This window comes from Arthrobacter mangrovi, from assembly GCF_026011795.1.
GTDB classification, from domain to species: Bacteria; Actinomycetota; Actinomycetes; order Actinomycetales; family Micrococcaceae; genus Crystallibacter; species Crystallibacter mangrovi.
Genome location: NZ_BRVS01000012.1, coordinates 111,085 through 135,620, shown reverse-complemented (window position 1 = coordinate 135,620; position 24,536 = coordinate 111,085). Strand labels below are relative to the sequence as shown.

Annotated in this window: 21 protein-coding genes and 1 tRNA gene; 13 read left to right on the top strand and 9 right to left on the bottom strand. The window is 67.6% G+C overall.

The window, feature by feature from the left end:
- Positions 1–72: 72 nt before the first annotated feature.
- The gene (gene radA / locus AHIS1636_RS12880; protein ID WP_264796230.1) at positions 73–1,500 is read right to left on the bottom strand and encodes a DNA repair protein RadA; all 1,428 of its coding nucleotides are present in this window, start codon (positions 1,498–1,500) and stop codon (positions 73–75) included.
- Between the two features lie 31 nt (positions 1,501–1,531).
- Positions 1,532–2,659, bottom strand: coding sequence for an FUSC family protein (locus AHIS1636_RS12875; protein ID WP_264796229.1), 1,128 nt, complete (start codon positions 2,657–2,659; stop codon positions 1,532–1,534).
- Between the two features lie 258 nt (positions 2,660–2,917).
- Between AHIS1636_RS12875 and pstS the strand changes: the two genes are divergently transcribed.
- The 4 genes from pstS to pstB all read left to right on the top strand — a co-directional run bounded on the left by pstS (position 2,918) and on the right by pstB (position 7,036).
- Positions 2,918–4,033: a phosphate ABC transporter substrate-binding protein PstS gene (pstS, locus tag AHIS1636_RS12870; protein ID WP_264796228.1), complete on the top strand. Its 1,116-nt coding sequence runs from the start codon at positions 2,918–2,920 to the stop codon at positions 4,031–4,033.
- Between the two features lie 151 nt (positions 4,034–4,184).
- Positions 4,185–5,114, top strand: coding sequence for a phosphate ABC transporter permease subunit PstC (pstC, locus tag AHIS1636_RS12865; RefSeq protein ID WP_264796227.1), 930 nt, complete (start codon positions 4,185–4,187; stop codon positions 5,112–5,114).
- Positions 5,115–6,227 carry a phosphate ABC transporter permease PstA gene (gene pstA, locus AHIS1636_RS12860; protein WP_264796226.1) on the top strand — a complete coding sequence of 371 codons (1,113 nt, stop codon included), beginning with the start codon at positions 5,115–5,117 and terminating at the stop codon, positions 6,225–6,227. It abuts the gene before it with no gap.
- Between the two features lie 29 nt (positions 6,228–6,256).
- A complete protein-coding gene (pstB, locus tag AHIS1636_RS12855; RefSeq protein WP_264796225.1) occupies positions 6,257–7,036 on the top strand; it encodes a phosphate ABC transporter ATP-binding protein PstB in 780 nt (259 codons plus the stop codon).
- Positions 7,037–7,259: 223 nt separating this feature from the next.
- Here the strand turns inward: pstB and AHIS1636_RS12850 are convergent, their stop codons facing one another.
- The 3 genes from AHIS1636_RS12850 to AHIS1636_RS12840 all read right to left on the bottom strand — a co-directional run bounded on the left by AHIS1636_RS12850 (position 7,260) and on the right by AHIS1636_RS12840 (position 9,860).
- Positions 7,260–8,273: an inorganic phosphate transporter gene (locus AHIS1636_RS12850; protein WP_264796224.1), complete on the bottom strand. Its 1,014-nt coding sequence runs from the start codon at positions 8,271–8,273 to the stop codon at positions 7,260–7,262.
- Positions 8,274–8,837, bottom strand: coding sequence for a nuclease PIN (locus AHIS1636_RS12845; protein WP_264796223.1), 564 nt, complete (start codon positions 8,835–8,837; stop codon positions 8,274–8,276). It lies immediately after the preceding gene.
- A 375-nt stretch (positions 8,838–9,212) separates the two neighbouring features.
- Positions 9,213–9,860, bottom strand: coding sequence for a hypothetical protein (locus tag AHIS1636_RS12840; RefSeq protein ID WP_264796222.1), 648 nt, complete (start codon positions 9,858–9,860; stop codon positions 9,213–9,215).
- Positions 9,861–9,991: 131 nt separating this feature from the next.
- Between AHIS1636_RS12840 and AHIS1636_RS12835 the strand changes: the two genes are divergently transcribed.
- The 5 genes from AHIS1636_RS12835 to thpD all read left to right on the top strand — a co-directional run bounded on the left by AHIS1636_RS12835 (position 9,992) and on the right by thpD (position 13,674).
- Positions 9,992–10,064 (top strand) — tRNA-Lys (locus AHIS1636_RS12835).
- Positions 10,065–10,432: 368 nt separating this feature from the next.
- Positions 10,433–10,849 carry a diaminobutyrate acetyltransferase gene (gene ectA, locus AHIS1636_RS12830; RefSeq protein ID WP_264796221.1) on the top strand — a complete coding sequence of 139 codons (417 nt, stop codon included), beginning with the start codon at positions 10,433–10,435 and terminating at the stop codon, positions 10,847–10,849.
- 101 nt (positions 10,850–10,950) lie between these two features.
- Complete coding sequence (gene ectB, locus AHIS1636_RS12825; RefSeq protein WP_264796243.1) at positions 10,951–12,219, top strand: diaminobutyrate--2-oxoglutarate transaminase; 1,269 nt, start codon at positions 10,951–10,953, stop codon at positions 12,217–12,219.
- Positions 12,220–12,287: 68 nt separating this feature from the next.
- Positions 12,288–12,683, top strand: coding sequence for an ectoine synthase (locus tag AHIS1636_RS12820; RefSeq protein ID WP_262107747.1), 396 nt, complete (start codon positions 12,288–12,290; stop codon positions 12,681–12,683).
- A 91-nt stretch (positions 12,684–12,774) separates the two neighbouring features.
- Complete coding sequence (thpD, locus tag AHIS1636_RS12815) at positions 12,775–13,674, top strand: ectoine hydroxylase (RefSeq protein ID WP_264796220.1); 900 nt, start codon at positions 12,775–12,777, stop codon at positions 13,672–13,674.
- Positions 13,675–13,776: 102 nt separating this feature from the next.
- On the opposite strand, the gene AHIS1636_RS12810 is transcribed toward thpD, so the two are convergent.
- The 3 genes from AHIS1636_RS12810 to AHIS1636_RS12800 all read right to left on the bottom strand — a co-directional run bounded on the left by AHIS1636_RS12810 (position 13,777) and on the right by AHIS1636_RS12800 (position 16,961).
- Complete coding sequence (locus AHIS1636_RS12810; RefSeq protein WP_264796219.1) at positions 13,777–15,117, bottom strand: FtsX-like permease family protein; 1,341 nt, start codon at positions 15,115–15,117, stop codon at positions 13,777–13,779.
- The gene (locus AHIS1636_RS12805; protein WP_264796218.1) at positions 15,114–15,950 is read right to left on the bottom strand and encodes an ABC transporter ATP-binding protein; all 837 of its coding nucleotides are present in this window, start codon (positions 15,948–15,950) and stop codon (positions 15,114–15,116) included. Before AHIS1636_RS12805 ends, AHIS1636_RS12810 begins: the two co-directional genes overlap by 4 nt.
- Before the next feature lie 114 nt (positions 15,951–16,064).
- Positions 16,065–16,961, bottom strand: a complete 897-nt coding sequence (locus AHIS1636_RS12800) for a LysR substrate-binding domain-containing protein (RefSeq protein ID WP_264796217.1) — start codon at positions 16,959–16,961, stop codon at positions 16,065–16,067.
- Positions 16,962–17,086: 125 nt separating this feature from the next.
- On the opposite strand from AHIS1636_RS12800, the gene AHIS1636_RS12795 reads away from it, so the two are divergent.
- The 4 genes from AHIS1636_RS12795 (at position 17,087) to AHIS1636_RS12780 (ending at position 23,844) form a co-directional block, all read left to right on the top strand.
- A complete protein-coding gene (locus AHIS1636_RS12795) occupies positions 17,087–20,554 on the top strand; it encodes a bifunctional proline dehydrogenase/L-glutamate gamma-semialdehyde dehydrogenase (RefSeq protein ID WP_264796216.1) in 3,468 nt (1,155 codons plus the stop codon).
- A gap of 13 nt (positions 20,555–20,567) precedes the next feature.
- Positions 20,568–22,025, top strand: a complete 1,458-nt coding sequence (locus tag AHIS1636_RS12790) for an amino acid permease (RefSeq protein ID WP_264796215.1) — start codon at positions 20,568–20,570, stop codon at positions 22,023–22,025.
- Between the two features lie 242 nt (positions 22,026–22,267).
- Positions 22,268–23,503, top strand: coding sequence for an endonuclease/exonuclease/phosphatase family protein (locus AHIS1636_RS12785; RefSeq protein WP_264796214.1), 1,236 nt, complete (start codon positions 22,268–22,270; stop codon positions 23,501–23,503).
- Between the two features lie 50 nt (positions 23,504–23,553).
- Complete coding sequence (locus AHIS1636_RS12780) at positions 23,554–23,844, top strand: GNAT family N-acetyltransferase (protein ID WP_264796213.1); 291 nt, start codon at positions 23,554–23,556, stop codon at positions 23,842–23,844.
- A gap of 53 nt (positions 23,845–23,897) precedes the next feature.
- Here AHIS1636_RS12780 and AHIS1636_RS12775 read toward each other — a convergent pair whose 3' ends face one another.
- The gene (locus AHIS1636_RS12775; RefSeq protein WP_264796212.1) at positions 23,898–24,467 is read right to left on the bottom strand and encodes a hypothetical protein; all 570 of its coding nucleotides are present in this window, start codon (positions 24,465–24,467) and stop codon (positions 23,898–23,900) included.
- Positions 24,468–24,536: the final 69 nt, after the last annotated feature.

Below are 24,536 nucleotides of genomic sequence, written 5' to 3'. Positions count from 1 at the left end.
GCGCGCTGTGCCGGGCCTGTCTTTCAACCCGCGCCAAGGCCGGCTGGAGCCCCGATATCCGGGCCGGGACGGCTACTCTGCCGCGCGGCTGGCGGTCGGGAGGCGCGTGATGTTGGACGCCGCGGCGCCGTTGCCGAAGAGCAGGTCCAGCGCTTCGGCGACAGTCTGTACCTCCTTGATCCTGAAACCGTCCGGCAGTTTGCCCGCCCCGCCGTGGGAGGCCGGCACCACGGCGTGGGTAAACCCAAGCCTGCCCGCTTCCTGGATCCGGCGGCCGATACCGGGAACCGGACGGACTTCTCCGGCCAGGCCGATCTCGCCGAAGGCGATCAGGCCCTTGGGCAGCGGCTTGTTGCTTTTGGCCGACGCAATGGCCAGGGCTGTCGCCAGGTCCGTGGCCGGCTCGTTCAGCTTGACGCCGCCCACCGTGGCCACGTAGCTGTCATCCCGGTGCAGCGACATTGCCGCGCGCCGCTGCAGCACGGCCATCATCATGGCCACCCGGGACGAGTCCAGCCCGCTGGTGGTGCGGCGCGGCTGGGCGTTGGCCGTCTCCGCCAGCAGCGCCTGGACCTCGGCGACCAGCGGGCGCCGGCCCTCCAGGGCGACCGTGATGCAGGTCCCGGAGACCGGCTCGGAGACCATGGAGAGGAAGAGCCCGCTGGGATCCGCCAGGCTCTCGATGCCTTCCTCGGTCAGGTCGAAGCACCCCACCTCGTCCGTGGGCCCGTAGCGGTTCTTCACCGCGCGCAGCAGGCGGAGCCGCGAATGCCGGTCCCCCTCGAACTGGCACACGACGTCCACCAGGTGTTCGAGCAGGCGCGGTCCGGCGATCGAACCGTCCTTGGTGACGTGGCCGACCAGGATTGTAGTCATCCCGCGGCTCTTGGCGGCATTGATCAGCGACGCCGCGACCTCGCGGACCTGCGTGACGCCTCCTGCCGCGCCTTCCACCTCGGAACTGGCCAGCGTCTGGACGGAGTCCACAATGAGCAGCGAGGGCTGCACCCGCTCGATCTGGCCGAGGGCGATACCGAGGTCTGTCTCGGCGGTCAGGTACAGCCCGTCCGCGACCGCGCCTATCCGTTCGGCCCGCAGCTTCACCTGTGCGGCCGATTCCTCGCCGGTCACGTAGAGGACGTCCCGGGCCGATCCGGCAACGCGTGCGGCCACGTCCAGCAGCAGCGTGGATTTGCCCACGCCCGGCTCTCCGGCCAGCAGGATGACGGCGCCCGGAACCAGGCCGCCGCCCAGCACCCGGTCCAGTTCGCCCACGCCGGTGGCCCTGAAGGCAGCCGCCGAGGCGTCGACATCGCTGATCTGCTGGGCCGGCTTGGCAACCGTCGCCGCAGCCGTAGTGCGGGCCATGACCTGGCCCGCCTCTTCGACCGTCCCCCACGACTGGCATTCGCCGCAGCGTCCCACCCACTTCGCGGTGGTCCAGCCGCATTCGGCGCAGCGGTAGCCGGGGGCCTTGGTGCGGCCGGTCTTCGAAGTCATGGGATTCAGGCTAACGGAGCCCTCTGACAATTCAGAGCCGGGGCAGGGCGGCAGCGGCGTCATCGTGGGACAGCCCGGCCGCCTCGAGCAGGTCGACCATCAGGGGCCGGAACACCACGACCAGCGCTTCGCCCTCCATGGTCTTTACGCCGAGGTCCTTGGGGTGCAGCCGGCCCGCGATCGACGCCAATTCGTCCCGCGCGTTCTCCAGCCGCCGTTCGCGGGCACGGCTGTCCGTGTCCGAGAGCCCGGTGGCGAGGACCTCCACCGCCTCCGCCGCATCCTGCAGCACTTCGGACAAGTTGGCGATCGCCTCGTCGCTCATGGCCGCGTGGTTGATCGCCGAGGTGAGCCGGCGGGAGAATACTCGGCTGTTCCGCATGGCGAGGTCGGTCATCTCGGCCGCGTGCTGCAGGTCCACGACTTCGGCTCGGTGGCGCCGGTAGGCCGGGGAGATCCTTGCCACTTCATGGGCGCCGCCAAAGGTGGAACGTACCTCGTCGACAAGCTTCTGCGTGCCGCGGGCGCGGACCAGCGCGTGCCAGGCGATGGTCGAATCGCTCTTGCCCAGCGCGTCCGAGCACTCGCGCAGGACGGCGGCCAGCTCGCCCAGCAGCCGCTGCAGTTTGTTGCGCGGCTCGGAGCGCGGATCCCCGGGGATGAGCATGGTCACGATCAGGGCAAGCGACCCGCCGACGATCGCATCGAGGCTGCGCGTGAACGGCCCGCCCGCCGGTGCAGGCAGCAGCACCACCAGCACCGACTGCAGTGCCAGCTGGGTGGAGAAGATGGTCCCGCTGTCCAGGAAACGGGCCAGCAGGACGGAGATCAGGAGTACGACGGCGGCCTGCCAGATTCCTGCCCCGACGAAGTGGAGGAGCAAATCGCCTACCGCGATTCCGAGCGTGCAGCCGATCGCTACCTCCATCACCTTGCGGAACCGGGGCCCGGCGGAGAACCCGAGGGCGACGACGGCCGAGGTGGCGGCGAACAGCGGACCCTGGTGGCCCAGGACCCGCTCGGCGATGACGTAGGCGGTGACCGCGCAGACCGTGATCCGTACCGCCGGAAGGAAGGAGGCCCGGCTGCGCCGGAAGCCCGTCCGGGCGCGGTTCCGGATAAAAGTACTGGCTTTCGTGACAGGGGTGCCGGTACTCATGGCACCAGTCTAGGTCGTCGGAATCCCGCGCCGGGGCACGGTCCGCGGGCCTTGGCGGGTGCCATATTATGATTCCCTTCACAAAATCAACTCCCACGGGGGACTTGTTGCCAGAAGGCTTCCGGTTGTTCACTTTCCGTTCATATTCCTCCGTCAATCTCTTTACCTGTGGCGCTTAGCGTCGAGGGGAACGAAAGGCACGGTTCCAGCCGCGCCGTCGTCCAATCTCGTTTGCCAACCTGAAAAGGACACAAGATAGTGAAGGCTTTCCGTGTCGGCCGTGTGGCCGCCGTTCTTTCCGTAGCAGCCCTGGCCCTGACTGCCTGCGGTTCCGACAACGCCACCGGCGGCGGCGAGCAGCCTGCCGGCAGCGCCTCCGCAGGTGCAGGCGTTTCAGGGACTCTCTCTGGTGCTGGCGCCTCTTCCCAGGATTCCGCCATGCAGGCCTGGAGTGCCGGCTTCACCGAGCAGAACCCGGAAGCGAGCGTGCAGTACTCCCCGGATGGCTCGGGCGCCGGCCGTGACAACTTCCTGGCCGGCGGCGTGCAGTTCGCCGGCTCGGACGCCTACATGGACGAGGAAGAGTACGAGAAGGCCAAGGAAGTCTGCGGACCTGAGGGCGCCTTCCACATTCCCGCCTACGTTTCGCCGATCGCCGTCGCCTTCAACCTCGAGGGCGTCAAAGAGCTGAACCTGGATGCCGAAACCATCGCCAAGATCTTCCGCGGCGAGATCAGCAACTGGAACGACGAAGCCATCACCGCCCTGAACGAGGGCGTGGAGCTGCCGGACACCCCGATCACCGTGGTCCACCGCGCTGACGAGTCGGGCACTACCGAGAACTTCGTGGAGTACCTCTCCGCAGCCGCTCCCGATGTCTGGACCGACGAAGTGTCCGGCGACTGGCCCGCAGACATCGTTGCCGAGAACGCCCAGGGCACCTCCGGCGTCGTCTCCGCTGCCAGCTCCACCGCCGGTGCGATCACCTACGCTGATGCTTCCGCCGTTGGCGATCTGGGCACCGTCAAGGTCCAGGTCGGTGAAGAATTCGTGGGCTACAGCCCGGAGGCTGCCGCCAAGGCTGTTGAGGCCGCCAGCCCGGTTGAAGGCCGCAGCGACGTCGACATGTCGCTGGACCTCAAGCGCGACACCACCGAGGCCGGTGCCTACCCGATCGTGCTGGTTTCCTACCACATCTTCTGCTCCTCCTACGACTCACAGGAGACCGTTGACCTGGTCAAGGCCTTTGGCGAGTACGTGATCAGCGAAGAGGGCCAGCAGGCCGCTGCGGACTCGGCCGGCAGTGCGCCGATCTCCGAGAACCTGCGCGAGCAGGCACAGACCGCTATCGACTCCATCAAGGTGGCCTCGTAGCATCCCGTAGTTTCCAGGGAGCCCCGCCGTCGGTTCTTGACGAGCGGGGCCTCCTTGTGTTCAGCGGCAGACATTGCCCAAGATCACAAAAGAGTGAAGACTGACAAACGAATGACCGCAAGGAAGAACCAGGAGTCTGAAGGGTTGTGAAGTGTCCAACACATTGACAGCGGGTGGCAGCAAAGGCCGCACAGGAGATAAGGTCTTCTCCGGCCTAGCCCTGTTCGCAGGCTGCCTCATCCTCTTTGTCCTGTTCTGCGTCGCGGCATTCTTGCTCTGGCAGGCGCTGCCCACGTTCTCGGCCGACCCGGCAGACATCACTGGCGGCGAAGGCTTCTTCAGCTACATCTTGCCGATTGTCATCGGCACGCTAATCGCTGCCGCGATCGCACTACTGATTGCCACACCCGTCGGCGTCGGTGTCGCGCTGTTTATTTCGCATTTCGCGCCCCGCCGGCTGGCCCAGGGCCTCGGTTACGTCGTCGACCTGCTCGCCGCGATTCCATCGGTGGTCTACGGCGCGTGGGGCATGACAGTCCTGGCACCTGCCCTGGTTCCGGTGTACGAGTGGCTGGCGGAGAACGCCGGCTGGATCCCGATTTTCGAGGGCCCCGCGAGCCAGACCGGAAAGACCATGCTCACCGCCGGCATCGTGCTCTCCGTGATGATCCTTCCCATCATCACTTCGCTGAGCCGCGAGATCTTCCTGCAGACTCCTAAATTGCACGAGGAAGCCGCTCTGGCGATGGGTGCCACGCGCTGGGAGATGATCCGGATGGCCGTCTTCCCGTTCGCGCGCCCCGGCGTCATCAGCGCCGTCATGCTCGGCCTCGGCCGCGCACTGGGTGAAACCATGGCCGTTGCCATGGTGCTCTCCGGCGGTGCGCTGATGGCGAGCCTGATCAAGAGCGGCAACCAGACAATCGCTGCTGAAATCGCGCTGAACTTCCCGGAGGCCTTCGGCCTGCGCCTGGCGGAACTCATTGCCGCCGGCCTGGTGCTGTTCCTGATCACGCTCGCCGTGAACATGGTCGCCCGCTGGATCATCAGCCGCCACAAAGAATTCTCGGGGGCAAACTAAATGTCGCAGACTACTTCAACCCGGTCGCCGCTGCGCAAGAGGAGTTTGACGAAGAACCGGCTTCCGGGCTGGGCCCTGTGGGCCGTGCTCGCCGGATCGGTGATCGTCGGGGCCGCGCTGTCTTCGCTGGCCGGTTTCCACGTGGTGACGTGGGCCTTGTTCTCCGCAGTGCTCTTCGTGATCGCCAGCTACGCCGTCACATTCGCGGTCGAGGGCAGGCGCAAGGCCGCCGACCACCTGGCCACAAGCCTGATCACGGCTGCCTTTATCGTCGCAGTGCTGCCGCTGATCTCGGTCATTTGGACCGTCCTGGAGAAGGGCATTCCGGGCCTTACCTACAACTTCCTGTTCACCTCCATGAACGGGATGTCCGGCGTGGTGGATAACGAGACCGTCGCCAACGGCACCAGCGTCCTCGGCGGCGCCTACCACGCCATCGTCGGCACCATCCTGATTACCTTCTGGGCCACACTCATTTCTGTTCCAGTTGGCCTGCTGACCGCTGTGTACCTGGTCGAGTACAGCAAGGGCGGAGCGCTGTCCCGGGGCATCACGTTCTTCGTCGACGTGATGACCGGCATCCCTTCGATTGTCGCCGGCCTGTTCGCAGCCGCGTTCTTCGGCCTGATCTTCGGACCCTCGACCCGGACCGGCTTCGTGGCCGCCGTGGCCCTGTCGGTCCTGATGATTCCTGTGGTGGTGCGTTCCACGGAGGAAATGCTCAAGATCGTGCCCAACGAACTGCGCGAGGCCTCCTATGCCCTCGGCGTGCGTAAGTGGCGGACCATCCTGAAGGTTGTCGTTCCGACGGCGATCTCCGGCATCGCCTCGGGTGTCACCCTGGCCATTGCCCGTGTCATCGGCGAAACCGCCCCGATCCTGGTCACCGCTGGGTTCGTCAATAGCATCAATTGGAATGTATTCTCCGGCTGGATGACCACTCTGCCAACATTCATCTACCGGCAGCTGATGAACCCGACTTCGCCCACCAATGTGGAACCCAGCCTGCAGCGTGCATGGGCCGCGGCCTTGCTGCTGATCATTATCGTGATGCTGCTGAACCTGGTGGCACGGCTGATCGCCCGCATCTTCGCCCCTAAAACCGGCCGCTAAGCCGTCGAAGAACTTAGAGAAGGAATTTCATGTCCAAGCGCATCGACGTCAATGATCTGAACGTCTACTACGGAAACTTCCTGGCCGTGGAAGGCGTCAACATCAACATTGACGCCAAATCCGTCACGGCCTTCATCGGTCCGTCGGGCTGCGGCAAGTCCACCTTCCTGCGCACCCTCAACCGTATGCACGAGGTCCTGCCCGGCGCCCGCGTCGAGGGCGAGGTCCTGCTGGACGGCGAGGACCTGTACGGTTCCGGGGTCGACCCGGTTGCGGTGCGCAGCCAGATCGGCATGGTGTTCCAGCGGCCGAACCCGTTCCCCACAATGTCCATCCGCGACAACGTGCTTGCCGGCGTCAAGCTGAACAACAAGCGGATCAGCAAGTCGGATGCGGACGCCCTCGTGGAGAAGTCGCTCTCCGGTGCGAACCTGTGGAACGAGGTCAAGGACCGCCTGGACAAGCCCGGCTCGGGCCTCTCCGGCGGCCAGCAGCAGCGGCTCTGCATTGCCCGGGCGATCGCAGTCGCGCCCCAGGTGATCCTCATGGATGAGCCCTGCTCCGCGCTGGACCCGATCTCCACCCTGGCCATCGAGGACCTCATTGAGGAGCTCAAGACGGAGTACACCGTGGTGATCGTGACCCACAACATGCAGCAGGCCGCGCGCGTATCGGACAAGACGGCGTTCTTCAATATTGCCGGCACCGGCAAGCCCGGCAAGCTGATCGAGTACAACGACACGACCGCAATCTTCAACAACCCGGTCGAGAAGGCCACCGAAGACTACGTCTCCGGCCGCTTCGGATAACGTGCAGGACGGGCCCTTTCGTGTCGGCTGCGCCGCCACGTAGGGACCCTGCCGTCCTGCACTTACTGACCAGGACGGGCCCTTTCGTGTCGGCTGCGCCGCCACGTAGGGACCTTGCCGTCCTGCACTTACTGACCAGGACGGGCCCGGCGGCACTGCTGCCGGGCCCGCGTGCCGTTATTGCCGGTGCCGGCGCAGCGGTGGAAGGGCTGGCCCGTTGCCGCTACAGGATCGGGTCGACGGCGAGGTAGAGGACGGCGCCGAGCAGGGCGCTGGCAAAGGCCGTGAGCGCCCAGACCAGCAGCACCCGCAGCGCCACCCGCCAGCGCACGGCCGCGAAGCGCTGGTTGGCCCCGGCACCGAGGATCCCCGAGGCGACCGTGTGGGTGCTGGAGAGGGGCATGTGCAGTCCGAGGGCGCCGACGAAGAGCATTATGGCGCTGACGCCTTGAGCGATGGCGCCGCGGAGCGGGTCGATGCGCACAAGCCGGTAGCCCAAGGTGTGCACGATCCTCCAGCCGCCGAACAGCGTGCCCGCGGCGAGCAGGGTGCCAGCGAAAAGCTGCACCCACATGGGTATGTCCGTGCTGTTGCTGGCCAGGCCGGCGGCGCCCAGGGCCAGCAGCACGACCGCTACGGTGCGTTGGCCGTCCTGCAGCCCGTGGCCCAATGAGAAGGCCCCGGCCAGGACCGCCTGGGCCGTGCGGTTGGTGCGGTTGGATTCCCCGGGGGTGTTGTAGCGCGAGATCCAGATGGCCGGATAGACGGCCAGGTACGCGATGCCGAAGGCAAGCACGGGGGACAGCAGTAGCGGCAGGAACAGCTGTCCCGCGAGGAAGCCGTCGGTGGCCGTGATATTCGGGCGGTCCAGGAACGCGGCGGCGAGATCAGCCCCCCACAGGCCGCCGAACAGGGCGTGGGTCGAGGAGGAGGGCATGCGCCGCCACCAGGTGAAGATGCCCCAGCCGCAGGCTGCGACCAGGCCGGCCATGAGGATGCCGAGGCCGCTGCTGCCCTCGGGAACGCTGAACCACTGGGTGCTGATAAGCACCGCGAGGGTGCCTGATACCAGCACGCCAAGGAAATTGAAGAAGGCGGCAAGGACGACGGCGACGCGGGGCAGGAGCGAGCGGGTCCGTACCGCCGTGGCTACGGAGTTCGAGACGTCGTGGAAGCCGTTGATGAAAGCGAAGCAGCCGGAGACCGCGATGACTACCCCGAGAAGGAGCAGCTCCACCTACGATTCCTTGACCAGGATCTGGGCTACATAGGTCGAGATGCGGCGCAGTTCGCGTGTCGCGTGGATCAGTTCGTCCGCGACATCGCGATGGGTCACGTAGGTGGCCGGTTTGAGGTTCCGGAGGTCCTCCGAAATCCACTTGCGGTGGGTCCTTTCGGCCCTGCGCGCCAACTGCAGCATGTCCATGCAGTATTCATCGAGATCGCTGAGCGAGCTCAGCCGTCCCATCGCCGAGGCGGTGAGGTCCGACATCCGGCCGATCACCTCAAGCTGCTCGGAGGCGCGTCCGGAGAGCCGCTTCACTTTGTTCAATGCCATCAGCTCGGCCGCGCAGTCCAGCCTCTCGAAGCCCTCCACCAGGCAGCGGGAGATCTGGCAGAGGTCTTCGCGCGGCAGCGGCGTGATAAAGCTCGTCCGCACGTGGGAGAGCATCGCAAAGTGCAGTTCCGAAATCCGCGCGTCCCTGCGGTGCAGGTCTTCTGCCAACTGCTCGTACTGGCCCGCGGGCGCCCCCAGGCATTCGGAAAGTGTAGTGACGCCATCGCGGAACAGGGCCGCCATGTCGGCCAGCATTTCAAGGCTTTTGTTCTCTTTCGGGAAGAGACTGAGCTTCACTGTTTCACCGGGGTCTCGAGCTGGAGGGGAACGATGCGGCGGACAGGGGAAAGTCCGCACAGCTAAGCCTAGCGTCTCCGGGAGAACAAGAATAATGGTGCCGAACTGGGAGCGCCTCTCGGCGGATGGCCGCTCGAAGCGGCTAAAAGTTGGAGCCCGGGGCTGCCACAGTTCGACACCACCTTCAGTTTTCTACGCCCGGACAGTGATGTCAACCGCGGTTGAATGTCTGGAAAAAGTTCGCCAAACCGGGTAGAAAACGTTCCATCGCAGGGCTAATATGCCCCGCGCCGCGGGGCATATCGCGGCTCCGGGAGCCGTTCAGTCCAGCTCTCCGCGGCGCCAGGCGGCGGCCGCGGCTTCCAGGTCCTCGGCGGTTTTGACGAGCCGGTGGGAGCTTTGGGTCAGCTTGCTGGCGTGGTTCTCGTTCGATGCCTCTGCGGCGTCCGCATGGTGGGTCTGGCCGAGGGCCACGACACGGCAGAAGGCCGCGGAGCGGTCGAGGGCAACGTCGAAGTCGCCGTCGAATGCGCCGGAGAGGATGGTGTCCGCCATCTTGGTCACTTCGTCGGCTCCAGGCGGTTCGGCAACGCCGGCCACGGCCTTGGAGACTTCGGCGACGTCCTTTCCTGCCTTGAAGAAGGCCGCCATCCGTTCGGGATTCTGCCGGGCGGCGGTGCGCAGTGCGTAGAGCCGCCAGAGGGCCCCGGGCAATGACCGGGCCGGGCTTTCCGCCCACATTTCGGCGATGGCGTCTAGGCCCTGCCGGTCCGCGAGCTTGACCAGCCGCTCCGTCACCTCGGGGTCGGTCGACTGGCGCCCGTGGCGAACCAGTGCCTGCGCCGCGAGATGGGCCGCTTCCGAGACGCGTGCGGGGTCTGCGCCGCCGGTGAATCCTTCGAAGTCCAGCGGGGCAAACGGCTTGGGTTTGTGCGGCCTCGGGGCTTCATTTGCGCTGTTGGGGCTCATGCCTTGACCATACTCCTGCCCTCTGGTGCGGTCGAGGGGATTGGCGCGGTTCAGGATCGGCACGGGCTTACGATAAACTGGTGCACGGCCGGGAGCGGGTGCGCTTTCCAGTGCACTTTTTGCCGGCCGGCGGGCCTTTAGCTCAGTTGGTAGAGCATCGGACTTTTAATCCGCGGGTCGCGGGTTCGATCCCCGCAGGGCCCACCCCTGGAGCGCCATCACCGGACACGGTCCCGGTGGTGGCGCTTTCGCGTGTCCGTCGGCCGCGGACGCAGGTGTGTCACACTGCGAATGTAACGAAACGGTAACGATGGTTTTGCGGACCATTTTCGGCGTCGTCGTTTCCCGGATTGCCAGACAGGCCAAGGGCAAAACCCGAATCGGCGGACCCGCGCTTCGGCCGCGCCATGGGCCCCGAAAGCTGTCAAATCAGCTGTTCTCGGCTTGATTACGATTCGATTCCCGATACGGTCGAATAGATGGTTCACGAACTCGCAGAAACCCTGACCGATACGAGTGTAGAAGCAAGATTCCGCAAACCAACCCTGCACGATGGAAAGCATCTTTGGCGCATGGCCAAGGATTCCCAGGTGCTGGATTTGAATTCCTCCTATTCCTACCTGCTGTGGTGCCGCGACTTCGCCGACACGTCCATCCTAGCGACGGTGGACGACCAGCCGGCAGGCTTCATCAGCGGCTACCTGCGGCCGGACGAACCCGGCACGCTCATGGTGTGGCAGGTCGCCGTCGATGAGTTCTTCCGCGGCAGGCGGCTGGCCGGCTCGATGCTGGACCGGCTGGTCCGGCAGACGGACGCCCGGCGGGTCGAGACCACGATTACCGATGACAACCAGGCGTCGATCAGGCTCTTCACGGGCTTCGCTGCGCGCCGGAGTGCGGACCTGGAGCGGGAGCCCCTGTTTACGCGGGACCAGTACCCGGATAACCACGACACTGAATTCCTGTTCCGGATCGGCCCGCTCAATTAATCCCTATTCCCCCTAACACGCTCGATTAAAAAATCCGCAGCGGCAATTTTCCGTGCCAAATTCCGGAAATGCCGCGGCGACCCGAAAGGAAGCGTTTGATGATGGATATTTTCGAAACCCGTGAATCAGAAGTTCGCAGCTATTGCCGCAGCTGGCCGGCCGTTTTCGAACGGGCCCAGGGCAGCACGGTCTACACCGAGGACGGCGCCGAGTACCTGGACTTCTTCTCCGGCGCAGGCGCGCTGAACTACGGCCACAACAACCCGGCGCTGCTGGAGCCGCTGCTCGAATACCTTCGCAGCGGGGCGATCGTGCACTCCCTGGACATGAAGACACCGGCCAAGCGGAAGTTCCTGCAGACGTTCGAGGACGTCATCCTCAAGCCGAGGAACCTGGACTACAAGGTCATGTTCCCCGGCCCCACGGGCACCAACACCGTGGAGGCGGCGCTGAAGCTGGCCCGCAAGATCACCGGCCGCCAGCACATCCTGAGCTTCACCAATGCCTTCCACGGCATGACGCTGGGCTCGTTGTCCGTCACGGGCAACTCCATGAAGCGCATGGGCGCCGGCATTCCGCTGACCAACAGCTCGAAGATCCCATACGACGACTACTTCGACGGTGAAACCGCGGACTTCCTGTGGCTGGAGCGTGTCCTCGAAGACAGCGGTTCCGGCGTGGACAAGCCGGCCGGCATCATCGTGGAAACCGTGCAGGGCGAGGGCGGCCTCAACGCGGCGCGGGCGGCCTGGCTGCGCGGGCTGTCCGAGCTCTGCAAGAAGCACGACATCCTGCTCATCGTCGATGACGTCCAGGCCGGGTGCGGCCGCACCGGCACGTTCTTCAGCTTCGAGGGCGCCGGCATCACCCCGGACATCGTCTGCCTGTCCAAGTCGATCTCCGGCTTCGGCCTGCCGATGGCGCTGACGCTCTTCCGTCCCGAGCTGGACGCCTGGACGCCGGGCGAGCACAACGGCACCTTCCGCGGCCACAACCCCGCCTTCGTCACGGCCGCGGCCGCGCTCGAAACCTACTGGGCCGACGGCAAGTTCCAGCAGCAGGTGAGCGCCCGCATCGTGCAGCTGCACGAGGGCCTGGAGCGCATCGCCGCCTCGGTGGAAGGTGCCGCTGTGCGCGGCCGCGGGCTGCTGGCAGGCGTCGTCTTCCCCGATCCGGACACCGCGGGCAAGATCGCCGCGGCCGCCTTCGACCGCGGGCTGCTGGTCGAGACCTCCGGCCCGGAAAGCGAAGTAGTCAAGCTGATGCCCGCGCTGACCATCAGCGCGGACGAGCTGGACCGCGGACTGGACATCCTGATTGAGGCGACCAACGCCGTCGCCGGTACCCGTGAACTTGCGGGAGCCCTCTAAGCGCGCTTCCGCCGGGCCCGCCGGGGCCCGAAACCGATCCGACCGCATCGAGGAACAAGGAGTTATGCATGCTGGTAACCAACCTGAATGACCTGAACGATACCGACCGGGATATCAAGTCCGAGACCTGGCGCAGCCGCCGCATGGTCCTGGCGCGCGAGGGAGTGGGCTTCTCCTTCCATGACACCGTGATCTACGCGGGCACCACGTCGACCTTCCACTACGCCAACCACATCGAGGCCGTGTATTGCGTCCAGGGCGAAGGCACCCTGACCAACGAGGTCACCGGCGAAGTCCACGAGATCAAGGACGGCACCATGTACCTGCTGGACGGCAATGAGAAGCACACCGTGCGCGCCACCACCGAGCTGCGCATGGCCTGCGTCTTCAACCCGCCGGTCACCGGCCGCGAAGTACACGATGAGAACGGCGTGTACCCGCTGGTGGTTGAAGAACCGGCCTAAGGGCCCACCAGCCAGGAAGAGTCCGGACGGCGCAAGCCGCCCGGGCTTTTTCCTTACGGGAAACAAACCGACAACACCCGAGGAGGGACGCATGACTGCAACCGCAGAACAGAACCGAATCGATACCTACCCCACCCGCGGCGGCGAAGCCCGGGTCCTTCCGCGCGAGGACAAGGTGGTCTGGGGCGGCGAAGCGGACGGACCGCTGGACCAGGCCGCCCTGGACCACTACGAGGCGACGGGCTACCTGGCCATTGACGAGCTGGTCACGCCGGCCGAGCTGGAGGAGCTGCGGGCTGAGCTCGAGCGGCTCTCCGCCGATCCCGCCGTGCGCGCGGACGAACGCTGCATCGTGGAGGCCAAGAGCCAGGAAGTGCGCTCGGTCTTCGAGGTGCACAAGATCAGCGAGGTCTTCAAGCGCATCGCCAACGATCCCCGCGTGGTGGGCAGGGCCCGGCAGCTGCTCGGCTCCGACGTCTATATCCACCAGTCCCGCGTGAACTTCAAGCCCGGCTTCGAGGGCAAGGAATTCATGTGGCACTCGGACTTCGAGACCTGGCACGCCGAGGACGGGATGCCGGGGATGCGCGCCGTCAGCATCTCGATCTCGCTGACGGACAACTATTCCTTCAACGGGCCGCTGATGATCATGCCCGGCTCGCACAAGGAGTACGTCTCCTGCGACGGCGCCACGCCTGAGGACAACTACAAGAAGTCCCTGGTCATGCAGGGCGCCGGCACCCCGGACAAGGCCACGCTGACGGAGTTCGCCAACCGCTACGGCATCGACGTGCTTGAGGGCAAGGCCGGCGGCGCCATCATGTTCGACTCGAACTGCATGCACGCCTCGAACGGCAACGTCACGCCCTTCCCCCGTTCGAACGTGTTCATCGTGTTCAACTCGGTGGAGAACGCGGCGCAGGAGCCCTACGCAGCGGCCGCACCCCGGCCGGAATTCATCGGGTCCACGGACTTCACACCGGCGGGATAGTTCCCCCGGCCGGGCCCGGCGGTGCGAAGCAGGCCGGCCGGGCCGGGAGGACCATAACGACGGCGGCGCCCCGCCTTGAGCGGTGGGGCGCCGCCTGCGGCGTCAGCGGGCGGGTTCGAGGACCTTGGCCATGACGGGTCCCGTGGCCCAGAGGCCGCCGCGGACCACGCCGATCCCCGCCGCGAGGCAGGCCGCGATGGTCAGCACGGACAGCGGCGCCATGACCAGGGCCAGGCCGGCCAGCGGCAGCACCAGCAGCGCCGCGACCGCCGCGGAACCTAGGCTCACCAGCAGCAGCGGGAGCATCACGGCGCGGATGCGTGCCCGGTCCATGACGTGCCGCGGCATGCCCAGCCTGTCCAGGCTGCTGTACAGGTCTGCCCGGTCCAGCACCGCAGAGGCCTGGTTGACGCCGGCCGAGCACGCCACCATGAGGAAGGAGACGCCGATGGTGATGAGGATTCCCGTGCGGATATCGCCGGCTATGAACTGCTCCGGGCCCATGGTCTCCTGCGGGCTCGAGCCGGCCAGCGCGGCGCCGGTGCCGCCGAAGACGGCCACGAAGCTGGTCATCGCGACGCCGCTGACCTGGCGCCACGCGGCCTTCGGCGATTCGAGGATCGCCCGTGCCGCCAGGAGCTTCCCCGCCGTCGACGCCTTGCGGAGCTGCCGGCGGCCGAGTACGGCGACCACCCACGGGCCGAGCAGGTTCAGGACGGCAAGCCCGGCTGCGAACGTGCCCAGGACCACGGCGATGGCGATGGCAGCCGAAGCATAGCCCGTGCTGACGGCGGCGTATCCGGCGACGATGACCAGCGCCCCGAGGACGCCGCGGAACCAGTGCACCTTGGCCGGCGCCTGCCGGGTACGCACGCCGAGCGGCGAGATGACCACCTTGCCCAGGCCTGCGGCAGCGCTCGCGGCGGCCAGCAGCACGACCGCTGCGGCAACCCCGGCAACCGCCAGCGGGTTCAGCCAGAAGGCCGTGCCAATCGGCGCTCCGCGGAACTCGATCAGCTGGACCAGCGGCGCCAGCAGCAGGTAGCCCGCCACGCCGGCCACCGCGCCGGCCGCCGCAAGGGCGGTGGATTCGAGCACGGTGATGATACCGACGGTCGACGGTGTGGCCCCGAGCAGGCGCAGGGTGGACAGCCGGTCATCGCGCCGCCGCGCGGACAGCCGGGCCGCGGCGCCGCCGAGCGTGAGCAGCGGCAGCACCAGCAGCACCAGCGCCAGCACCGCCAGCAGCTGGTAGAGCCCGGCGGCCGGGTCCTGCCAGCGGAAGAAGGAGAGGGCGCCGGCGAGCACGATCAGCAGCAGCGCGGTGACCAGCCCGAAGGCCAGCACCGGCAGGCCGGCGGCGGACCCTCCCGCGGCGCCCGGGCGGGCCAGCAGCCAGGCCAGCCGTACGGCGGAGCGGAAATCTACGACGGCGGTGCTCATCGGGCGCCTCCGGCGCTGTCGCCGACCAGACGGCCGTCCTGCAGGCTGACGACGCGGGCGCAACGGGACGCTACGGTGTCGTCATGGGTGACGACGACGAGGGTCTTGCTGGCGCCCGTGGTGGAATCCAGCAGGACCTGCATGACCTCGGCAGAGGTCGCCGAATCCAGCGCGCCCGTGGGCTCGTCGGCGAAGATCACGCCCGCCCCCGTGACCTGGGCCCGGGCGATCGCGACGCGCTGGGCCTGGCCGCCGGACAGTTCGCCGATCCGGCGCTGCTCCATGCCGGCGAGACCCAGGGACTGAAGCCAGCCCGCGGAGGCTTGTTCCGCCGTCGTCCGGTCCAGGCCGTTGAGCATGAGCGCGATGGCCACATTCTCCAGCGCGGTCAGCTCCGGGATGAGCAGGCCCTGCTGGAAGACGAACCCGAAGGACTCCCGGCGGAGGCGGGAGCGCCCCGACTCGTTCAGGCTGTCGATCCGGGTGCTGCCTGCAGCAGTGTTGAGCGTGATCCGGCCGCTGTCCGGCAGGACGATGCCGGCCAGGCAGTGCAGCAACGTGGTCTTGCCCGAGCCGGAGGTGCCCATGATCGCTACGGATTCGCCGGCGCGGATGTCGAGCGTCAGGCCGGACAGGGCGGTCGTGCTGCCGTATGTTTTGGTCAGTGTGCGGGCGCTCAGGATGGCCGGGACCGGACGGCTGGACGGGTGCTGAGCCCGGGCGGAGGCGGCCGGGTCCGTGGGGGCCGGGATGGTCATGCGGGCGGCCGATGGGCCGGGGGCCGGGACGGCGTCGGGTGTGTAGCGGGTGCTGCCGGTGCGGGTGGAGTTCATGCTTCAATCCTGTCCGGGGCGGCGGCGCGGTGCGTCGGGCCCCGGGATGAAACCCCGGTCCGCCGGGCTCATACTCCGGGTGGAGCCGGTGGAGCCGGCGGAGCCGCTGAGCGGTCAGATCCGGGCGGCGGCGCCCTCCAGGATCTCCCGGAAGGCGCTGATCGCGGGGTGGTGCGCGCTGGCGCGGCGGACCGAGGTGAAGATGGTGCGCCGCGGCCGGGACGGGAGCTCGAGCAGGCGGCAGCTGTGAGGCCGGCCCGTCCAGAGCAGGTCCGGCATGAAGGCGACGGCGTTGCCGGACTCGACCAGCCGGATCTGCGCCTGGAGGTCCGCGGTCTCGTACCGGACGTCCGGTTCGAAGCCGGCGGAGCGGCAGGCCTGCTCGGCCCAGTGGCGGGAGGCGGCGCCGTGCGGTTCCATCACCCAGGGCCGCTGCGCAGCGTCGTCGACCGACCCGATGCTGCCCAGGCCCGCGTCCTCCGCGGGGACGGCGAGGCGGATGGCGTCGGTGGTCAGCTGCTGCCGGTCCAGTTCGGGATAGTGGGGCGCGGCGTGGCCCGGATACTGCTCGGCGACGACGACGTCGAAGTCCCGCGCCCACGTCTCGTACAGCGCCGTTTCGGGTTCGCGCTGGACCATCTCGATCCGCACATCGGGATGGCGTTCGCGCATCTCGCTGAGCGACTGGGGCATCAGGGCCAGCGCAGCCGACTGGAAGACGGCCACGCGCACGGTGCCGGTGACGGTGGTCAGCGACGCGGCCAGGTCGGTCTCGGCGCGTTCCAGCCGCTGCAGCAGCTGCTCGGTGTGGGCCACCAGGATTTCGGCCTGCGGGGTCAGCTGCACGCGCCGTCCCGTCTTGCGCAGCAGTTCGACGCCGGCTTCCTTCTCCAGCAGGGAGAGCTGCTGCGAGACCGACGACGGACTGAAGTTGAGCGCGGCGGCCACCTCGGCGAGGGTGCCGCGGATTTTGAGCTCGCGCAGGAGGCGCAGCCTGCGGACGTCCAGCATGCTTCCTCGATCCCTCGATAAATCCGATCCATATCGATCGGAAAAGATCACTTTATCTAATTGAACACCGCTTCCATACTTGAGGGAATACCTACCCAAATCGACTGCGAAGGGTTCATGCTGGCATGAAAGAGCTTGTGAAGGAGGCCTCCGTGGAGACGGATGCGCTGGCTGGAGAGATTTCGGGCGAACTCGCCGACGAGGCCATCTCGCTGGTCCGCCGCTGGCTGGCCGAGGCGGCCAAGGTGCCGGTCGACCCGGCGGCCAAGCAGCTCGCCGGGGTGCTGAAGGACCCCAACGGGCTGGAATTCACCGTAGGCTTCGTCGACGGCGTCATCCGGCCCGAGGACCTCAACGTGGCGGCCCGCAACCTCGCCGCGCTGGCTCCCAAGGCCCCTGCCTTCCTTCCCTGGTACATGCGCGGCGCTGTCCGGCTGGGCGGGGCGATGGCCCCGGTGCTGCCGCAGCTGGTGATTCCGGCGGCGCGGAGGGTGCTGCGCGAAATGGTCGGCCACCTGATCGTCGACGCCACGGACGCGCGCCTCGGTCCGGCCATCGCCAGGATCCGCAAGGACGACGTGCGGCTGAACATCAACCTGCTGGGCGAAGCCGTTCTGGGCCGCCGCGAGGCCGCCCGCCGCCTCGAGGGCACCCACAAGCTGCTGGCCCGCGACGATGTCGACTACGTCTCGATCAAGGTCTCCTCCACCGTGGCCCCGCATTCCCCGTGGGCCTTCGACGAGGCCGTGGAGGATGTCGTCGAAAGCCTGGCCCCGCTGTACCGGCAGGCCGCGCAGTCGCCGCGGCCCAAGTTCATCAACCTCGACATGGAGGAATACAAGGACCTGGGGATGACCATGGCGGTCTTCACCCGGATCCTGGACCGCCCCGAGTTCCGGAACCTGGAAGCAGGCATCGTGCTGCAGGCCTACCTGCCGGACGCGCTGGCCGCGATGATGGAGCTGACCCAATGGGCGCAGGCCCGCCGGGCGGCCGGCGGCGCGCCGATCAAGGTGCGCGTGGTCAAGGGCGCCAACCTGCCGATGGAACAGGTCGAGGCCTCCCTGCATGACTGGCCGCTGGCCACGTGGGGCACCAAGCAGGACTCGGACACCAACTACAAGCGGGTGCTCAACTACTCCCTCCGCCCGGAGCATGTCGACGCCGTACGGATCGGCGTTGCCGGGCACAACCTGTTCGACGTGGCGTTCGCCTGGCTGCTCGCCAAGCGGCGCGGCGTGGCGGACCGGATCGACTTCGAGATGCTGCTGGGAATGGCCCAAGGTCAGGCCGAGGCCGTGAAGAAGGACGTCGGTTCGCTGCTCCTGTACACCCCGGTGGTGCATCCGCAGGAGTTCGACGTGGCGATCGCTTACCTCATCCGCCGGCTGGAAGAGGGCGCCAGCCAGGAGAACTTCATGTCCGCGGTCTTCGAGCTGAGCGCGAACGAGCAGCTGTTCGAGCGGGAGAAGCAGCGGTTCCTGGCCTCGCTGGAGAACCTCGACGACTCCGTGCCGCCGCCCAACCGCCGGCAGGACCGGCACGAACCGGTCGAGCCCGCGCCCCGCGAAGGCTTCCGCAACACCCCGGACACCGATCCGTCCCTGCCGGCCAACCGCGCATGGGGCCGCGGCATCCTCGAGCGGGTCCCGGACTCCACTCTGGGTGTCGAGGCCATCGAGGCCGCCGCCATCCGGGACGAGAGCGGGCTGGAGCGGGTCCTCTCCACCGCCGTGGAGCACGGCAAGGCGTGGGGCGCGCTGTCCGGCGCCGAACGTGCCGAGATCCTGCACCGTGCCGGCGACGCGCTCGCCGCCAACCGCTCGCGCCTGATGGAAGTGGCGGCGGCCGAGGCCGGCAAGACCCTCGACCAGTCGGACCCCGAGGTCTCCGAGGCGATCGACTTCGCGCACTACTACGCCGAGCTGGCCCGCAGGCTGGACACGGTGGACGGGGCCACGTACGTGCCGTCGCGGCTCACCGTGGTCACGCCGCCCTGGAACTTCCCCATTGCCATCCCCGCCGGGTCGACGCTGGCCGCGCTCGCGGCGGGCTCCGCCGTCGTCATTAAACCGGCGAAGCCGGCGCAGCGGACCGGCGCGGTCATGGTGGAGGCGCTGTGGGAGGCCGGCGTCCCGCGCGAGGTGCTGCAGCTGGTGCAGCTGGGCGAGCGGGAACTGGGCCGGCAGCTGATCTCCGATCCGCGCGTGGACCGCGTGGTGCTGACCGGAGGCTACGAGACCGCCGAGCTCTTCCGTTCCTTCCGCCCGGACCTGCCGCTGCTGGCCGAGACGTCCGGCAAGAACGCCATCATCGTCACGCCGAGCGCGGACTTCGACCTCGCGGCGAAGGACGTGGCGTACTCCGCGTTCGGGCACGCGGGCCAGAAGTGCTCGGCCGCCTCGCTGGTCATCCTGGTCGGCTCCGTGGCTCAGTCCCGCCGTTTCCGCAACCAGCTGGTGGACGCCGTCACCTCGCTGACCGTCGGCTATCCGCAGGATGCCGCTACGCAGATGGGGCCGGTCATCGAGCCGGCCAGCGGCAAGCTGCTGGACGGGCTGACCAACCTCGGCGAGGGGGAGGCCTGGCTGCTGAAGCCGGAGCGGCTGGATGAATCCGGCAAGCTCTGGAGCCCCGGAATCCGCACCGGTGTGCGCCGCGGCTCGCACTACCATCTGACCGAGTTCTTCGGCCCGATCCTGGGCGTGATGACCGCGGACACCCTCGAGGAGGCCGTGGCCATGCAGAACGAGATCGACTACGGCCTGACCTCCGGGCTGCACTCGCTGGACCGGGACGAGCTGGACTACTGGCTGGACAATGTCCAGGCCGGCAACCTGTACGTGAACCGGCATATCACCGGGGCGATCGTGCAGCGCCAGCCCTTCGGCGGCTGGAAGAAGTCGGCCGTTGGCGCGGGCAGCAAGGCCGGCGGCCCGAACTACCTCGCCGGCCTGGGGGAGTGGGAAACCGCGCCCAGCGGGGCCACGGCAGAGGTCACGAACGACGGCGTGCGCCACCTTCTTGCTGCGGCAACCGGGGCGCAGGGGTTCCTGAATGAGGACGAGGCCGCCGTCCTGGCGCGCGCGCTGTCCTCGGACGCCGAGGCCTGGGCCGAGGAATTCGGCGTGGCGAAGGACGTGTCCGGCCTGGCCGCCGAGCGCAACGTCTTCCGCTACCTGCCGCTGCCGGTCACCGTCCGGCTGTCGGAGTCCGAGCGGCCGGCCAAGCTGGTCCGCGTGCTCGCCGCCGGGCTGCTGGCCGGCTCGGACGTGAAGGTGTCCACCGCCGTCGAGCTTCCCGCCGCAGTGCGCGCCGTGCTGATCGACCGCGGCATAGAGGTGGCGGTCGAGGACGACGCCGCGTGGCTGGCGCGGGTCCCGCGCCTGGGAGCGGGACGGATCCGGCTCATCGGCGGGAACCCGGTCGCGCTCGCCGAAGCGGCCGGCGGTTCGCCGGACGTGGCGGTGTACCCCCATCCGGTCACCGAGGCCGGACGGGTGGAACTGCTGCCGTTCCTGCATGAGCAGGCGGTCAGCATCACGGCGCACCGGTTCGGCACGCCGAACAACCTTTCGGTAGGGCTGATCTAGGAGAGGAAGCCCCATGAGTACACGTGATTTGAGCCAGTCCATCATGCGGCGCAAGCCGCTGAAAGAAGTCGACGACGAGAGCGTCAAAACCGGGCTGTTCCGGACGCTCGGCCTGTGGCAGCTGACCGCCATCGGCGTCGGCGGCATCATCGGCATCGGCATCTTCACGCTGGCCGGCCTGGTGGCCAACGGCGGCGGCGAGGCACCGCCGGTTGGGCCGGCGGTGCTGATCTCCTTCTTGATCGCCGGCCTGGCCAGCGCCGCGGCAGCGCTGTCCTACGCCGAATTCGCCGGGATGATCCCGCGCGCCGGTTCCGCTTATACCTACGGTTACGTCGCCCTGGGCGAGATCATCGGCTGGTTCATCGGCTGGGACCTGCTGCTCGAATACATCGCGATCGTCGCGGTGGTCGCCATCGGCATCTCCGGGTACTTCACCGAGTTCATGGCCGGGATCGGCCTCGACGTTCCGGTCTGGATGCAGGGCACCGGCGACACGGTCGAGGGCGGCGTCATCAACCTCCCGGCCATCGTGGTCTGCCTGTTCATCGCCTGGATCCTGAGCCGCGGGACCAAGACCTTCGGCCGGTTCGAGCTCATCGCCGTGGGCCTAAAGGTGCTGCTGATCCTCTTCATCATCGGGCTCGGATTCTTCTTCGTGGACCCGGCCAACTACACGCCGTTCATGCCTTCTGGCTTCGGGCCGGTCCTCGCCGGCGCCGCGACCGTCTTCTTCGCCGTGTTCGGCTACGACGCGATGAGCACCGCGGCGGAGGAGGCCGTGGACGGCAAGAAGCACATGCCCAAGGCCATCCTGCTCTCCTTGCTGATCGCCATGACGCTGTATGTGCTGGCGACCCTGGTGCTGACCGGCATGCAGAACTACACCGAGATCAGTCCCACGGCCGGTTTCGCCTCGGCCTTCCAGAATGTCGGCCTGCCGGCGGTCGCCACGATCATTTCGGCATTCGCAGTGGTCTCCATCCTGACCGTGATGCTGACCTTCCTGCTCGGCGTCACCCGGGTCTGGTTCTCGATGAGCCGGGACGGGCTGCTGCCGCGCTGGTTCTCCGCCACGGACAGGCACGGGACGCCCCAGCGGGTGACCTGGATCGCCGGGATCGCCGCGGCGCTGCTCGCCGGTGTCTTCCCGATCCGGGCGGTTGCGGACCTGACCAACATCGGCATCCTCGCGGCCTTCGTCGTGACCTGCATCGCCGTGATCGTGCTCCGCTACACCCGGCCGGAGGAGCCGAGGGAATTCAGGCTGCCGCTGATGCCGGTTGTTCCGGCCTTCGGCGTCCTCGCCTCGTTCTTCCTGATGCTGCAGCTGCACTGGGAAACCTGGCTCCGGTTCGGGGTGTGGCTGCTCATCGGCCTGCTGATCTACTTCTTCTACGGCCGCAAGCATTCGCTGATGAACCCGGACAGCCCGCGCCGCCAGCAGCTCAAGCCCGGCCGCCCCGGCTGAGCCACCGATCGACTGAGCAGCTGATGCCCTTTTCCACCCGGGAAAGGGCATCTGCTGCTTCCTCGTTCAGGAAGCGGGTGATTCCAGGGCCGCCAGCCGCGGTCCAGAAGGGCTCGGTGGATCTTGGCCACGGCCCAGCGGGCATTACCGGCCATCTCATCCTTGGTGATGCGACGCTCCGGCCAACTGTCCTGACAGCGCCGGTTCACCGGGCGTTTGCCGCGGCTGCGTACGCTGGGGCCATGACCCGCTTCCTGTCCCCGCTCCTGGCCGCGCTCGCCGCCACAGCCCTGTCCGCCGTCGTCGTTCCTCCCGCCCAGGCCGCCCCGCAGCAAAGCCCGTCCGCGGCGCATACTGGGAACGTGCAGCAGGAAACCGTACGGATGGCCACCTACAACGCCAGCCTCAACCGCGGCGCGGAGGGCGAGCTGCTCGCCGACCTGGCCACGCCGGACAACCAGCAGGCCCGGAACATCGCCGAGGTCATCCAGCGGAACAACCCGGACATCCTGCTGCTGAACGAGTTCGACTACGTTGAGGGCAACGCCGCGGTCGACCTGTTCCGGCAGAACTACCTGCAGGTCAGCCAGAACGGGCAGCCGCCGGTCGAGTACCCGTACGCCTACACCGCCCCGTCCAACACCGGGGTCGACACGGGCGTGGACTTGAACAACGACGGCGTGCTCGGCACCGGGGACGACGCGTTCGGCTTCGGCCTGTTCCCGGGGCAGTACGGCATGGTCGTGCTCTCGAAGTATCCGATCGACACGGCCAACGTGCGCACTTTCCGGAACTTCCTCTGGAAGGACATGCCGGGCAACCTGATGCCTGCGGACTATTACTCCCCGGAGGCGCAGGCTGTGCTGCGGCTGTCCAGCAAGTCGCACTGGGACGTGCCGGTGCGGATCGCCGGCAGGACCGTCCATGTGCTGGCCAGCCACCCCACGCCGCCCTCCTTCGACGGTCCGGAGGACAGGAACGGTAAGCGCAACTATGACGAGATCCGCTTCTGGGCGGATTATGTGGCCGGCGGGCCGCAGGCATCGTACATTTACGACGACGGCGGGGTGCCGGGCGGCTTGAAGCCCGGTTCGCGGTTCGTGGTCATGGGCGACCAGAACTCCGATCCCCGGGACGGCGACTCCTACCCGGGCGCGATCGACCAGCTGCTGGACCACCCGCGCATCCAGGATCCGCTGCCGGCCTCGCGGGGGGCCGTGGAAGCGGCGGCCCTGCAGGGCGGAGCCAACATCAACCATCTGGGTGACCCGCGCTTCGACACTGCCGACTTCAACGACGACCCGGCGCCGGGCAACCTGCGCGCCGACTACGTGCTGCCGTCGAAGAACCTGCTGGTGCGCGGCGCCGGCGTCTTTTGGCCCAAGCGGGGCGAGGCCGGTTCGGAGCTGACCGGCGAGTTCCCGTTCCCCACCAGCGACCACAGGCTGGTCTGGACCGATGTCCAGCTGCACAGCTAAGCCGGACGGGGCCCATTGCGCCGCCTCCCCGGCGCTGGGAAGCTCGAAGCATGGTTGAGAGCTTCTCCCTGACACGCAATGACGCCCTAAGCCGCTACGAGATCCACGTGGACGGCAGGCTGGCGGGCGCCTCGGTCTTCCACGCGAGCGGACGCGAGGTCGCCTTACAGTACACGGACATCCGGGCCGAGTTCGAGGGTGAGGGCCTGGCGGCCAAGCTCGCCGAGTATGCCCTGAGTGACGTGGCGGGGCAGGACAAGACCGCCGTGCCGCATTGCCCGTACATCGCGGGGTACCTGCGCCGGCATCCCGAGATGGCCACGCGCGTCCGCTGGCCCTGAGGCTGCGGCCGGACGAAGGGCCTTGGAGGATGGCACGGAAGAAGGGCAGAGGATCAGCGGCGCCGCTGCCAGGCCAGGGCGTGCAGCCCCAGGGCCAGGCCGATACAGACGAAACCTCCGCTGAGGAAACCGGGGGAGAGCGTGGGAAGGATGAACAGCCACACGCTCGGATCGGGGCCGGGAGCAAACTGGTCCGTGTCGATCACGCCCAGCGGGACCAGCGCCGAGAAGATGCCCAGGCCAAGGGCGACGAGCCCGACGAGCCAAAGGGCCAGCAGGAAAGGGTTGATCTTCCGCGCCGCGGAGGCGGCAGGCTCCGCGGGCCCGGCCGGGTCGCCGGCTGGCGCGACCTCGGAAATGCCCGGGCCGTCAAGGAACCCGTCGCGAGCGGGATCCGCGGGCCGGTGGAAGTGGTTCGGCCGGCTGAACGGGCTGTGGTCCGGCGGGCGCGGCACGGGTTGCGCAACCTGGCCGGAGCCGGCCGCCTGCTCGGGCGAACTGCTGCCGGAGGACTGCCGGATCTGCCCGTTGCCGGAAGCGCGGGCGGACTGCCCGGTCCCGGAGGCCTGCCCCTGGTGCCCGCGCTGGTAGATCGGGTCGTAGCGCTCGTCGAATCCAGGCATTCGCCGCCCCTCTCTTTTGTCCCCACAACCTATCCGAATCCGTCCGCGCTTGTTAGGCTTGCCCGCATG

Bases quoted from the DNA above. Each gene is read 5' to 3' on its own strand.
- radA (WP_264796230.1), bottom strand. From the start codon at position 1,500: ATGACTTCGAAGACCGGCCGCACCAAGGCCCCCGGCTACCGCTGCGCC.
- AHIS1636_RS12875 (WP_264796229.1), bottom strand. From the start codon at position 2,659: ATGAGTACCGGCACCCCTGTCACGAAAGCCAGTACTTTTATCCGGAAC.
- pstA (WP_264796226.1), top strand. From the start codon at position 5,115: ATGTCGCAGACTACTTCAACCCGGTCGCCGCTGCGCAAGAGGAGTTTG.
- pstB (WP_264796225.1), top strand. From the start codon at position 6,257: ATGTCCAAGCGCATCGACGTCAATGATCTGAACGTCTACTACGGAAAC.
- AHIS1636_RS12845 (WP_264796223.1), bottom strand. From the start codon at position 8,837: ATGGCGGCCCTGTTCCGCGATGGCGTCACTACACTTTCCGAATGCCTG.
- AHIS1636_RS12840 (WP_264796222.1), bottom strand. From the start codon at position 9,860: ATGAGCCCCAACAGCGCAAATGAAGCCCCGAGGCCGCACAAACCCAAG.
- ectA (WP_264796221.1), top strand. From the start codon at position 10,433: ATGGCCAAGGATTCCCAGGTGCTGGATTTGAATTCCTCCTATTCCTAC.
- ectB (WP_264796243.1), top strand. From the start codon at position 10,951: ATGGATATTTTCGAAACCCGTGAATCAGAAGTTCGCAGCTATTGCCGC.
- AHIS1636_RS12820 (WP_262107747.1), top strand. From the start codon at position 12,288: ATGCTGGTAACCAACCTGAATGACCTGAACGATACCGACCGGGATATC.
- thpD (WP_264796220.1), top strand. From the start codon at position 12,775: ATGACTGCAACCGCAGAACAGAACCGAATCGATACCTACCCCACCCGC.
- AHIS1636_RS12810 (WP_264796219.1), bottom strand. From the start codon at position 15,117: ATGAGCACCGCCGTCGTAGATTTCCGCTCCGCCGTACGGCTGGCCTGG.
- AHIS1636_RS12805 (WP_264796218.1), bottom strand. From the start codon at position 15,950: ATGAACTCCACCCGCACCGGCAGCACCCGCTACACACCCGACGCCGTC.
- AHIS1636_RS12800 (WP_264796217.1), bottom strand. From the start codon at position 16,961: ATGCTGGACGTCCGCAGGCTGCGCCTCCTGCGCGAGCTCAAAATCCGC.
- AHIS1636_RS12795 (WP_264796216.1), top strand. From the start codon at position 17,087: ATGAAAGAGCTTGTGAAGGAGGCCTCCGTGGAGACGGATGCGCTGGCT.
- AHIS1636_RS12790 (WP_264796215.1), top strand. From the start codon at position 20,568: ATGAGTACACGTGATTTGAGCCAGTCCATCATGCGGCGCAAGCCGCTG.
- AHIS1636_RS12785 (WP_264796214.1), top strand. From the start codon at position 22,268: ATGACCCGCTTCCTGTCCCCGCTCCTGGCCGCGCTCGCCGCCACAGCC.
- AHIS1636_RS12780 (WP_264796213.1), top strand. From the start codon at position 23,554: ATGGTTGAGAGCTTCTCCCTGACACGCAATGACGCCCTAAGCCGCTAC.
- AHIS1636_RS12775 (WP_264796212.1), bottom strand. From the start codon at position 24,467: ATGCCTGGATTCGACGAGCGCTACGACCCGATCTACCAGCGCGGGCAC.